General features: G+C 43.3%; 10 protein-coding genes. All 10 read right to left on the reverse strand.

Annotated features, from left to right (window positions below; genetic code table 11):
- Nucleotides 1-49: 49 nt before the first annotated feature.
- Nucleotides 50-1297 carry a tetratricopeptide repeat protein gene (locus tag FJD32_RS14105; RefSeq protein ID WP_047536189.1) on the reverse strand — a complete coding sequence of 416 codons (1248 nt, stop codon included), beginning with the start codon at nucleotides 1295-1297 and terminating at the stop codon, nucleotides 50-52.
- Nucleotides 1298-1299: 2 nt separating this feature from the next.
- On the reverse strand, nucleotides 1300-1923 hold the full coding sequence (locus tag FJD32_RS14110) for an energy transducer TonB (protein ID WP_037417276.1): 624 nt from the start codon (nucleotides 1921-1923) through the stop codon (nucleotides 1300-1302).
- A gap of 1 nt (nucleotide 1924) precedes the next feature.
- Nucleotides 1925-2329: a biopolymer transporter ExbD gene (locus tag FJD32_RS14115; protein ID WP_011623215.1), complete on the reverse strand. Its 405-nt coding sequence runs from the start codon at nucleotides 2327-2329 to the stop codon at nucleotides 1925-1927.
- Between the two features lie 13 nt (nucleotides 2330-2342).
- Nucleotides 2343-2870 carry a MotA/TolQ/ExbB proton channel family protein gene (locus FJD32_RS14120; RefSeq protein ID WP_011626575.1) on the reverse strand — a complete coding sequence of 176 codons (528 nt, stop codon included), beginning with the start codon at nucleotides 2868-2870 and terminating at the stop codon, nucleotides 2343-2345.
- Nucleotides 2870-4225 carry a MotA/TolQ/ExbB proton channel family protein gene (locus FJD32_RS14125; protein ID WP_011717518.1) on the reverse strand — a complete coding sequence of 452 codons (1356 nt, stop codon included), beginning with the start codon at nucleotides 4223-4225 and terminating at the stop codon, nucleotides 2870-2872. Before FJD32_RS14125 ends, FJD32_RS14120 begins: the two co-directional genes overlap by 1 nt.
- Nucleotides 4225-5007 carry a DUF3450 domain-containing protein gene (locus FJD32_RS14130; protein WP_037417266.1) on the reverse strand — a complete coding sequence of 261 codons (783 nt, stop codon included), beginning with the start codon at nucleotides 5005-5007 and terminating at the stop codon, nucleotides 4225-4227. Before FJD32_RS14130 ends, FJD32_RS14125 begins: the two co-directional genes overlap by 1 nt.
- 389 nt (nucleotides 5008-5396) lie before the next feature.
- Nucleotides 5397-6353: a class I SAM-dependent methyltransferase gene (locus FJD32_RS14135; RefSeq protein WP_086902579.1), complete on the reverse strand. Its 957-nt coding sequence runs from the start codon at nucleotides 6351-6353 to the stop codon at nucleotides 5397-5399.
- Between the two features lie 73 nt (nucleotides 6354-6426).
- Nucleotides 6427-9099 carry a TonB-dependent receptor gene (locus tag FJD32_RS14140; protein WP_140906458.1) on the reverse strand — a complete coding sequence of 891 codons (2673 nt, stop codon included), beginning with the start codon at nucleotides 9097-9099 and terminating at the stop codon, nucleotides 6427-6429.
- Between the two features lie 277 nt (nucleotides 9100-9376).
- Entirely contained in the window at nucleotides 9377-10585 is a 1209-nt protein-coding gene (locus FJD32_RS14145; protein WP_140906459.1) for a porin, read from the reverse strand.
- A gap of 220 nt (nucleotides 10586-10805) precedes the next feature.
- A complete protein-coding gene (locus FJD32_RS14150; RefSeq protein WP_140906463.1) occupies nucleotides 10806-13238 on the reverse strand; it encodes a DNA polymerase II in 2433 nt (810 codons plus the stop codon).
- Nucleotides 13239-13269: the final 31 nt, after the last annotated feature.

The following is a 13269-nucleotide window of genomic DNA, read 5'->3' on the forward strand; positions in this document are numbered from 1 at the left end:
AAAAAGCCCCTTTCGGGGCTTTTTAGATCTACCTAGCAAATTAGATGAATTACAGTTCGACGTTATGCATACGAGCTTTCTCTTTGATGTAAGAGATGTAGCTGTTTGCACTCTTCTCTGTCTTCTTATCTTTCGCAGCTAATACAGCACGATTATAAGCAGACTTATACTGTTTCAAACTAAGATGAGCTAAAGCCAGCTCGAAGTTTGCTTCACCAGGATGTTCAATACCTAAAGAGATTGCTTTTTCAAGCACTGGAATCGCTTCATTATATTTCTCACCCAAGCTCAGTAAACGACCTTGCTTCAGATAAAGCTTACCATCGTTGCTGATTGCAGCAGCTTTACCATAAAAGTCAGCGGCTTCTTTAAACTCTTTCGCATTTTGGTAAAAACCAGCCAAAATCTCATAAGATTTAGCATCTTGTGTGATTAAGCCCGACTTCATATGCTTCTCAAAAACTTTCGCTGCTTGGTATGGCGCACCCTTCTGAGCCATCAGCTGAGCTAAGCGAGTAATGTTAGCTCCAGTTTCTAAGAAACCATTACGATATGCCAAGTCATAAGTCGCTAGCGCTTTATCATAGTCTTCGACCATTAGATAAAATTGTGCGAGCTGAACCCATAATCTGCCGTCATCCGGAAATAACGGTACCATGACTTCTAACACACCAACGGCTTTCTTATATTGCTTCTGGTTAAAGTAAGACGTTAACTTCATCTGATACAGACCTTTATCAGGTGACTCAGCAAGTGAAAGGCCTTTATCAGCCACTTCAATTACTTTATCCCACTGCTTAAGCTCTGTATGTGCAATACCAATGCGACGGTACATCTGAGAATCAGCCTTACAGGTAAAATCCATCCATTTGTAATAGTATGGAATTGCTTCCTTAAACTTTTTCTCTTGTAACAACAAATCGGCGTAAAGGCGCAATGTTGCAGCGTGATCGGTACCACCTAAAATATCAGCTTCAACAGCTTGTTTTAGGTACTTGATCGCGGTATCCATCTTGCCTTTTTCGGCATAGAAGTTACCGAGCATACGCGCAACATAGGCTTTATCGAAATCATTCTTTGGGTTTGCTTCTAACAAAACGGCAATAGCTTCATCAACTTGACCATTTGTATAAGCTTCAAAGGATTTCTGCACCTTTTTCGCAGCACTCTCACCGACCGCTTTAGATTGACGAGTATCAACCTCACACTTTTCAGCTGCAATAGCAGAAGAAACAGATAACGCCCCTCCACAAAGGGAAAATAATAACGCAACTGCGATTTTATTAGCATTACGCATTATTAATTGCCTCCTTTGTCTAAAGTGAAGTCAAGTTGTACTGTCATACCAGGTTGTTTAAGTGGCTTGCCATCAACAATCTTTGGTTTGTACTTCCACTTTTTCAGTGCTCGTATTGCTTCTTTATCAAATAAACGTTTAGGTTCTGCTTGAATAACTTCAACGTCATCAACACCACCTAACTCGTTAATGGTAAAACGTAATTGCACCCAACCTTCTTTACCATCACGAGCGGCTGCGATTGGATATTGTGGCTCGATACGAACGATTGGTGTTGCATCGCCGTCGCGAGTCATCATATTACCCAGTTTAAAACCACCTGCACTGTGACCACCAGCTTCAACGCCTCCCATATTGAACGACATAGACGTATCAATATTTGATGAAGTATCTGGTGGCGCAGTTTGAGGTTTCTCAGGCTGTGCTGGTGGTGGTGGCGGTTTAGGCACTACCCTTGGCTTATTCTGTGCTTTTGCATCCTGTCTATCCATGGTGATTTCAATTACAGGGGTCTCGGCCGATGTTTCAGCGCGCTGCGCCCCACCACCGACCAAGAACGCCATAAAAGCGAACAGACCAAAAGTCACAGCAGCACCAATAATGATTGATACTAGTGCTCTTAGCATATTAATCGTTCCCCGCAGATACCGAAATCTTATCTATACCAGCCGCTTTGACTTGGTCTAGAACTTTAACAACTAAGCCGTGTTGCGTATCTTTGTCGGCCTGGATCAGCACTGCTGCTTCAGGCGCTTCAGCTAGCATACGCTCAACGTTTGCAGTTACACGCTCGATATCAACCTGACGGTTTTCCATCATGATCACGCCAGTTTTGCTGACGCCGATAAAGATGTTAGCCGAAGGCTTAGAAGTCGCTTGTGAAGCTTTGGGTTTGTTATAGTCCAAACCAGATGGTTTCACGAATGACGTTGTTACAATGAAGAAGATCAGCATGATGAACACGATGTCGAGCATCGGTGTCATATCAATTTGCGCTTCCTCGTCTACACTGGAATGCTTTTTACGTGCCATGTTCAATCTCTCTCTAGTGGTGCGGCATGCTGTCTTTTAGCTTTTCTAAGCTGATTTTCATTTTGGCATCAAGGCGAGTACTGAAGAATACTCCCGATAATGCTGCAACCATCCCCGCCATAGTGGGCATTGTTGCCATTGAAATACCAGCCGCCATTAAACGAGCATTACTCGTCCCCTGAACTGCCATCACATCGAACACTGAAATCATACCGGTAACAGTACCTAACAAACCTATCATAGGACAAATCGCTACTAAGGTTTTAATGACCAGCATACGTGCATTCAAATCTTGCTTCGCTTGGGACAGCCAAGCTTCACGGATACGGTGTGCATACCAAGAGGTAGTTTCCTCTCTAGCATCCCATGCAGCTATGATTGCTTTATGTTGCTTTGGTGATATCCAATTAAGATACCAGTAACGCTCAAGCATCAATACCCACATTAAGAACAGCACAAACGCTACTAACCAGAGGACGTCGCCTCCGGAGGCCATGAAGCCCCTGACGGAATCCCATATGTCCATCAGGTGAATCATCATTAGTCAGCCCTCTTCTCAGCGTGCGCTGCGATGATACCAGCACTTTGCTCTTCAAGAACTTGCACGATTGACTTGCTACGAGCAACAACAACTGCGTGCATTAACATCAGAGGCAGAGCCGCAACCAGACCTTGAACTGTAGTGATAAGCGCCATAGAAATACCGCCAGCCATCAGTTTTGGATCGCCAGTACCGAACAATTGGATACTTTGGAAGGTTGCAATCATACCCGTTACTGTACCTAACAGACCCATCATAGGTGCGATAGCGGCCAGAACTTTGATGATTGAAATACGAGACTCTAACGCTGGCGTTTCTTTCAGAATTGCTTCGTCAAGTTTCAGCTCTAATGTTTCAACGTCAACGTCTTTGTTCTCTTGATACACTTTCAGGATACGACCTAATGCGTTGTTGCCTGGCTTATCAATGTTCTTACGTTGGCTGTTAACACGAGCGCCAATGATAGTCATAGTCACTAAACGTTCGATAGAGATCAACAGACCTAATGCTAACAGAGCGATAATGATGTAACCGATAGTACCACCCGCTTCTAAACGATCTTCAAAGCTTGCTTTGTTAGTGAAGATGTTTAACAGCACGCCACGAGCTGGGTCGATGTAGAATGGCGCAGTACCTGAAGTGGTTTGTTCCCACTTACCTACTGCACTAACTTGGTAGCCTTCTGGCTGTTGTGATAACTCTTGAATTAAACCTAATTCTGGGTTGTAAACAACATACTTGCCATCAGCAGTTAAGTTGTAAGTACCGATACGGTGAATCGTGGTGTTTTTAACGCTACCGTCGATACCAGTTACAGAACCTTCGAATTTAACAACCTTACCAGATTGTGCCATTTCGAATAATTGTTCTTGCCAGAATTGCTCTAACTCTTCGATTTTTGGTAATTGCTTACGCGCACCTAAATCAGCGATGAACTTATCGCGATTTGGGTATTGAGCACTTACGTTTGAACTCGCTAATTTACCAGCGAAATCGCCTGCTTCACCTTTAACCACACCGAACATCTCACCCAAGTCACCTTGAGCAGTTTTCAGATCTTCTTCTAACTGGGCGATTTTGCGCTCATTATCTAAGAAGGCTTGGTTTAAATCTTTACCGCGTTGCTTTTCAGCCGCCAAAGCGTCTTTTTCACGCTTCAATAAAGCCGCTTTATCGCCACGCTCAGCTTGGAACTCTTGCTCACGCTTGCTGTTAACTTTGCCTTCAGCAGCGCGATCAACTTTAACTTGCTGCAATAATTGGTCGATGGTCTTAGGTGCATCAGCAGCGCTAGCCATACCAGCAGTTAAAGAAAAACTTGCAGCTAATACAGCTGTAGTAATTAACTTCTTCATTATTGTGCAGTCTCCGCAGCAGGAATTGGTAATGCGAATAGATCTAGAGCGCCTTGTTTACGGGCAATGCGGATACCTTTAGTCAGTTCACGCAGATAGCTGTCATCTAACTTATCCCAACCCTTAGTTTCTGGGTTGTACATCCAGCCAGTCTTTTGATCTAAGCTTTGTGCATACAGAGCAACACGACCCAAGTTAAAGAAGTCTACTAATACTTCTTTACCATCTAAGGTCAATTTACCTTGGTTAACTGCAACAGCACTACCATACTCACGCTCGATGCTGTACGCATCCAGGATCAAACGGTATTTTTCAGCTAAAGTCACTTCTGCTGTGTTTAACAGTGTTTTTAACTCTTTAACACGGTTAGCACGGACTTCAGAGTTGAATGGCAAGTCTAATTGAACGAATTGTTCTAAAGACTCAACCATTTTAAACATTAAAGGCACAACGCCCTGACGTAGTTTATCTACGCCATTAATGTCATTTTGAACTGCGTCCATTGTTTTTTGTTGATCAGCAACTAAGCTGGCAACGTAATCGTTATAGGACTTCAGTGACTCACGCTCATCAGCAACTGAACCATACTCAAAAAGCATGTCTTGTGCTTGATCGAAATACTTATCAACGTTCTTTTGCGACGCAGCAGCATCAGCATGGATCATACTATCCGCTTTCTGCACGTCGGTAAGAGGATCTGCAACTACTAAGTTGCTGCTCGCTAATGCCAGCACGCCAACAAGTGCAGTAGCGATTTTTGTTCTATTGCTTACCTTGGACATAGTTCCCAACCAATTTGAAGTGAATAAAAAAGTTAACTTACCAGCAACATCACTTTAAGCAAGACTTACTTTAGGAAATGCTTACCGTAAGCTCATCTTTCTCTTGTGATTCTTAGTTTTTTCTTCCCTTTCCTATGCCTTTACAGGCATAGACCCGCTGGCATCATTTCACAAAATGTTGACCTGTGTCAACATTCGGGACACGTAAAAACTAGTGTAAAGAAGTCTTAGTTATGAATTTTTTTACGAAAGGTGTTTTTTTAAACAAAACACTATCTGGCGCTCCCTTAATAAGGGATTTAGAATACTAGAACCGTCAGAAACCCTAGTATAAAATTCAAAAGCAACATCTAAGTGAATTTCACTGAAATACCGAGCAGCGTTAACCATCATTTGTGGATTACTAAAGTTATGCCAACGTGTTTCCCTTCAACGAATAGTTCCGAAAAGCAGTATTGAACGTGTAGCCTTTCCAAGCTTTCTAAGAGTAATTGCTTTCTTTTTTCATCGATGACTGAATCCAATTGATCACGAATACGCATTCGATAGAAAAATAACTGTTTGCAATATTCATCGAAGATTGCAACATTCTCAGTCTTTAGCTGATATAAAAGTGGGGCAATTTTAGATAAAATTGAATTAAACCAACTGTCACATCCCATATCCAGGGCCTTTGACTTCAACCACTTCACTTGAAACAGTAAAACCTCATTTAATCGCTTGAACTCAACATCATCAGCTAAGCTCTTACCTTCTTTGATGAATTTTTCTGCATAAACCAATACCGCCCCAACCTCTTTTAGAAATGGACTCTTATCTAATAAGATATTTAGAAAGGACAATCCGAGTCTAGAATCGGCCACGATTTCAGACTCAGTTGCGTGCATCAACGCACAAAATCTCCCATTGGGTGCCAACAACCTACATATCTCAGGTAAAGATTGAGTCAGATCCGAATATTCAATTGCGTATTGGCTACATATAAAATCGAAGTCCCCAGACTCTAATTCACTTCGCTCAATAAAGGTATTTCCCCTAAATGAAATATTTTGCAATGCCTTATTGATGCTCTCATCAGAATAAATGTTTACCTTTGGATTAATATCTGCGGCATCGATACCTAGAAGTTCCCATACAAATCCTAATGTTTGCGCGTATTGATAACAGAGTATGGCTAAAGCACCATTACCAGTACCTATATCCAAAACCTTAGCCCCATTAGATAACGCAGATAATTGATTTTGCCAAAAATACAGCATTTCACCGTGATATCCGAGAGCACTTTGTCCTTCAGAAAAACTATTTAATGATCGGGAGTTTTGCCAGTAGTTAGTCCATTGCTTCATAAATTATCGCATAAAATAAAAATAGAAAGGCAGGGTTTCCCCTGCCCTTTGATACAGATTTACACTAAGTCATTTAGAATGATTGGCTAATGCGGAAGTACATTACACGACCCCAACCATTGTATAGGTTGTAGTTGTACTCACGGCCATCATAACCAATTAACTGAGGCTCTTTCTCGAAGGCGTTTTCTGCACCAACACTCAGTTTAGTATTCCACGGGCTAGTGTAAGTAACTTGAATATCATGAGTTACCCAAGAACCAATATGCCCATCACGAACTAGATTACCAGTGACATCATCTGTATAAACGTCAGAGTATTGGTCACCAATTAAGTTGATGTTCCAAGCAAAGTCGAAGTCACTGAATGTATAAACGTTTGATAACGTAATACGTTGTTGTGGCATGCCAGGGTCTTTCACTAGATCACGACCATCGTCAATTGTATAATCTAGCATGTGGCTGATTTGTAAATTTTGAGCTAATGAACCTGCTTCACCGAAATCGAAGTTAGTTCTTAAATTTAAGTCTAAACCTGAAGTTTCAAGTGTTCCTTCATTACCATATCCAGTATTAATGTAATCAATATCACCAGTTGGACGACGAATAACACCAAGACCTGCTGGAATTGGATCACCAGCCTCCTCACGGTCAATTAAGTCTTGAGCACTAAAGAAAGCTATACGATCTTCAATTTCGATATTGTAATAATCAATTGCAAAGTTTAGCCAATCAAAGGGTTGATAAGCAAAACCCGCCGACATCTGAGTTGAACTTTCAGACCCCAATGCAGAATTCGCTAAACGATATGCATCAACCTGTACGCCAGAGGCAGGACATCCATTGGTGTACCCTAGAGCTAGACATGTTGCAGGGTCGTCAACTGAATCAGCAGAAAAAGCAGTTTTCTGCGTTAAAATATCTAATGTTGGTGCACGGAAACCTTTTCCATAAGATGCACGTAGAACCATCGCTTCCATAGGTTCATAGCGTAGTGAAACTTTTGGTGAAAAGTCCGAACCATAATCAGAATATTTGTCGTAACGACCAGCTACAGTCATTTCCAAATTATCTAAAATTGGCACTAAAGTTTCAAAATATGCAGCTTTAACATCGCGATCGCCACCAGCTGAGCTACCAGCAGAACCGCCGACTAAACCAGCTTCAGACTGAGAATCATAGGCATCAGAGTAGGTTTCTTTACGATACTCTGCACCAACAAATGCCTGAATCATACCTGCAGGTAATTCAGCAACATCGAATGAACCATTCATATAAAATTCATCGATATTGAATTCACTAATACGAGCGGTTGTTGCAGCAGAACCTTTTAAAACATCATCAGGGTTAGAACTTGGGTTTTGAACGTCATAACCATAACGACAGTTAGTGGCATCGAATGAACCATCATCACAGTAACCTGGGTTAAAATCATTCACGTAACCCCACGCAGTACCAGCCGCAAGATAACCGTTACCAATCTCATCAGATTTATTGCGCACACGGCGGAAGCCAACTTCGGTTTCAACCTTATCAGCGATCATACCATTCACGCCAATTAGGAAATCGGTATTAAGGTTAGAAACTGTAGTATCACGATTACCTAAAGCAGCAAAACGGTGGTAGATATCAACTTCTTGCTGAGCACCAATTGCCGAATCATAAGCGACTGCATTAGGGTTATTTACAGAGTCATAGAACCATGCATTGGGATTAGTTGGGTTATTATAACTGTCTTCAGCAATATGGTAACCTTGATAACGATTTGTATCTGGTGCTGGGGCATAACGCCCAAATGATTCTGTTTTGGCAGCACTTGCATTAGAGAAAACCTTCCAATCATCATTGATTTGGTGTTCACCTTTCAAGAAGATGGATTGGTTATCAGTCGAGGCTTCGTTTGCGTTAGTTGCGTTGAAGTTATATACGCAAGCAGCACCGTTCATGCGGAAGTTTTCTTCTGTACAACCTCCAGGAATTGCAAGATAACCACTACCACTAGATAAACGGTAGTTGTTACCATAAGAAGAACCGCCTGGAGTTGTCCACGGATAATCACGCGCATAAACAATATCACGCTTGTTCCATGAAACACCGCCTAATAAAGAAGTTTTATCGCTTGATGAACCAAACAGTACACTACCCGCACTTCTGTCACCGCCATCCTTTGGAATGCTTGGTGAACCTTCGGTGTAGCTCATTTGCACACCGTTGAAATCTTTACGAGTGATGATGTTTACTACGCCACCAATCGCATCTGAACCATAAATTGCAGAAGCGCCATCAGTCAGAACTTCAACACGCTCAACTGCACCTAATGGGATAGCGTTTAAGTCTTGGCTTGAACCTGTTGATGGAGACATAGTCAGACGACGACCATCAACTAACACTAGAGTACGGCTAGAGCCCAGACCACGTAAGTCAAGAGATGCCGTACCCTGTGCGCTGCTACCAGACTGTGGGCGGAATGAACCTGTTGAGTTGAATGTGGTGTTACGTAATAAGTCAGTAACTGAAGTTTGACCTGACATATCAATAGCGTCACGATCGATAACTGTAACGGGTACAGAACCTTCCATATCTGTACGCTTAATGCGTGAACCAGTTACTTCAATACGCTCAACTTCTTCTTTTTTAGCAGCGGTGTCGTCAGCAGCAACAGCTGAAACGCTCATAAAAGTTGCAGCGGTAACACCGCCAATCAATGCTAGGCGCACAGATTTAGCTAGTAAGTTATTCTTATGCATTGTCTATCTCCCTGGACATATTATGTCTTATTATAATCCGCTTATTAAATAAGCAGTTTTAAACAGGAGTTCTTCGGAATATACGAAGAACTCATCGGGGACAATAAAATCACATATAAAACCTTTAATCAACATAAAATAAACAAATAAAAAAAAATGAAGACATGCCACAGCGGGAGGCCTGAATAACGGCGGCATAAACAAAAACGCCAGTCATTGCTGACTGGCGTTTTTTGTTAACTTTTAGTTATCTAGTTTCTAGATAAACAACTGAGGCTTAAAGCGTATAGCGGATACCGATGGCGATGCCGTCGTCTTCTGACAATGACATTCTGGCTTCTTGCGCTTGATCTGAGCTGGTAAAGTCGCTGTAGTCTTTACGTGCTTCAACATACAGAACCGTGTTTGGATCCCAAACAAAGTGTAAACCTACAACTACAAACTGACGCTTGAACACATCGTTAGGATCGGCGTTAAAGTTAGGTTGAATAACATAGTCTTTACCTGCATCCAGAATGTTGTAAGACACAAATGGACGTAAACCGTTATCAAACTTGTAAGAAACTAAAGTTTCAACACCATAGGCATCTTTGATCAAGCGACCAATGTTGTCGGTATCATGGTTCTCTTCTTTGTGAACGTTGGCGGCAGCATATAAGCCATTCTTGTCGAAGTCGCCCCAGGTCGCGCCCACGCCGTAGATCAGATCAACAGCGGTTTTTTGGTCGCCATTGCCATAGGCAATATCAAATTCACCGCGGTTAATACCCGCCATCAAGCTTAGCTTATCTGTCGCTTTGTAAGTTACAGAGCCGCCATAGGTGTAATCATAAGTGACTTGTTGCGCTTCTTTCTTACCTGCGTTCCATTCCACTTCACAGGCTTCTTCTGTGATGTTTTCGATATCACAGGTGTAGAAGCTGCTGTTTTTCAATTGCGCCTGAACCGCAAAACTTACATCACCAATGCTGTTACGGTATTGAACAACTTTGTCACCGCGACCAACGCCGTTTACTGCACCGTCGTCTTTGTTAAAAGTGTAAACACCTGCCGCGTTACCATCCCATACAAAACCGTAGTTGGTGTTGTAAACCACGTCATACCAAGCACCCCATTGCTTACCAATAGTGATAGTGCCGTACTCATCGTGGCTAATGCCCGCGTAACCTAAGCGGTTGTAGAAAAACTCATCTTGTACAGATTCGAAGCGGTTGTTATAGACAATATCGCTGCTGCCAACAGGGTTCACACCCCATTCCAATTTAGCAAAGGCGTTCCAACCGTGGGTTAACTCACGGCTGAAACCAAAATTAATTCGAGAAGCACCATTAACAACCTCAGTTTCACCTTGAGTGTTGATTACGCGCGCATCGATAAAGCCACCGATTTCTACCGCATTTTTATCATCTTTGTAGATTTCGATTGCAGATACAGTTGGGGCGAGAAAGAGTGCTGTTAGCGCAGTTGCTACTAACGTTTTGTTCATTTGGTGCTTAACCTTTTCGTTTATGTTTTATCAACGTCATTCCGTTGTTATATTTCCTTACAATTTCCCGGTGAGAGTAGCAAATTTTCATTCCACTCTCCAAGCGAAACCTAAAGATTATGTAGAGAAACATCACAAAAACAGCGTGTTTAACCTCTATAAAACAGGTTAAAACACTACAAAGACCCGCAAGTAAAACACAAAACACACAACGGCAACACTAAATTAACAGCAACTGTTTAGAGGCAATGTTCGTGTAATTTAATTTCATTATTGAAAAGACAGGCTCTGCAATAGGGCCAATTTGCTTATCTATGTAGTATTGATAATCAATTGTAGACGATCTATGCGAAACCGGTTCAGGACCGTTTACAGTAATCACATAATCAATCTGTGCCCCTCGCTTGCCAAAGGATGTCTTTCCTGTTAATTCACAAAGTTGGCGCGCGACTTTCACATGGGGAGAAGACTTGGCCGTGTATTCATCTAAATTACGGCGCATGCGTTTGCTAAATACCAGCTCATCATCGCGTTTACCAGCCAGCAGCTCAGCAATCACATCCGTTAAATAACCACTAATATCCCTTTGGTTAAACATGCGCTCATAGAGTTCAGCTTGTACCTTACGCGCCAAAGGGCTCCAATCACTGCGAACCTGCTCCATCCCCTTAAAAGTGATTTCCAGCACTCCATTTCGATTGCGCCAAGCACCGACATAACGCTTCTTACTCCCCTCCTCCGAGCCCCGCAGGGTCGGCATAAAAAACTGCTCGTAGTGGCGTTCAAACTGTAGTTCGAGAAAACTTTCTAGCTGAAACTCCTGCGCAATTTTACTTTGCCATTGCTGATTCATTCGCGCGGCAATCTGCTTACCTAAGGCATTAATATCACTGAGATCTGGCTCAGGGCCTAAATAAACGAAGGTGGAGTCAGTATCTCCATAAATGACTTGGTAGCCCATGTCCTCAATCCACGCGCGAGTTTGCTTCATGATTTGATGACCGCGCATGGTGATGGAGCTTGCCAGTTTCGCATCATGGAACACGCAGCCTTGGGAACCCAAAACCCCATAAAGCGAATTCATAATGATTTTAATCGCTTGCGATAAAGGCGCATTCGCCTCCCGCTTGGCTTTTTCGCGTTGTTCGGAGAGATTTTGGATAAGTTTTGGCAGGATCGGTTGATGTCGGTTAAACCGCGCGCCCAAAAAACCGGCAACGGTTTCAGGCTCAGCTAATGCCGATCCCTCCTCGTCATCCAAACCTTCAATCAAGCCCTTAGGATCAATTAAAAAAGTCCGGATAATCGATGGGTAAAGGCTTTTAAAGTCAAACACTAAAATATGTTGATAAAAACCCGGGACAGAATCCATTACATAACCACCAGGGCTTTCTATCCCTTGGCTAGCAGGCTCTGCGGGCGCGACGAAGCCAGCCCTATGTAAATGCGGTAGATACAAATGGTTAAATGCGGCTACCGAGGCACCTACGCGCCCCAGTTCTAACCCCGTTAATTCGGCGCGAGCGAGGGCAAAATCCCACAATTGAGTATGTTCAAAGATATCCCACACTAAGCGACTATCGGTCAGATTATAATGTGCAAGCCCTTGTTTATTTTCGGTAAATAGCGCATCAATCTCTTGCGCTCGATTTTCTACATCATGGATCGCTTTGCCTTCACCGAGTAGCGTTTGGGCGACAAACTCCAAGGAGAAGCGCTCGAATTGGTAAAAGGCCGCCTTTAACCAATCGATACCATCGAGCACCACTCGCCCCGGTAAACTTAAGGTTTCAGGCCGAAATTTATTCTCGACCTTCCACTCGAGAAACGCGCCACCGCGGCCGATACGCAGCGGGATCCGGTGCAGCAACGCACGCCGATATAACAAGGCCAAATCAAAGGTCACCACCGACCAACCAATGATCACATCGGGATCAAACTCAGTAAACCAAGCGATGAGACGATGGATAAGCGCCGCTTCATCGTTCACCCATTCGATGTAGATTGCAGCATCAGGCTGCGGCTCACCCACCATAATGACTTTTTCATAGGGCTGAGATTGCACATCGCGTCCATAAAGGGCCACGGAATAGAGTAATCCTTCAAAACTGCATTCAAAATCGAGGGAGATTGAACGCAATTTTATTTCCGGCTGCGGTGCAACGGCTTTTGCTCGTACAGCGCTAAAAATGAGCAATTGTTCATCTATGCCAGCGTTGCTGACAAAATGCCCTAAAAATGCCACATCGAGCGCCACAAAACGTTCGATTAAAAAACGCTGCTCGGGACGGATATCCGCCTCAAATAAGGGAATGCCAGCATCCGTCGCTATCCGCTGTAAGTGACGAAACACACTGCTCGACTGGGCATAAATCGCCGCAACGGATTGTCTTTTAAAGCTTTTAAGTGCAAGCGGTACAAAGCGCAGTGCCTGCCCCGGCGTTTGTAATTGCAATGCCGCCATATCGCTTTGATGACAAAAACAAATGTACTCAGAGCCAGGTAACTCCACCAGCACAGGGCCTGAAACGGTGGCGAGATAATACTGCAGCACAAGCGTTGCACCGCGCGTAATAGCATGGCGCGTGAGGACGCGTCCCTGTACACTCACTGGCGCAGCCGTTTCAGGCGTCAGACTCTCGGGGGGATTCAACTGCGGTTTCACTCTAAGGCTCTCGCTGCTT

It is taken from the genome of Shewanella sp. LC6 (genome assembly GCF_006385735.2).
In the GTDB taxonomy this organism is placed as follows: Bacteria; Pseudomonadota; Gammaproteobacteria; order Enterobacterales; family Shewanellaceae; genus Shewanella; species Shewanella xiamenensis.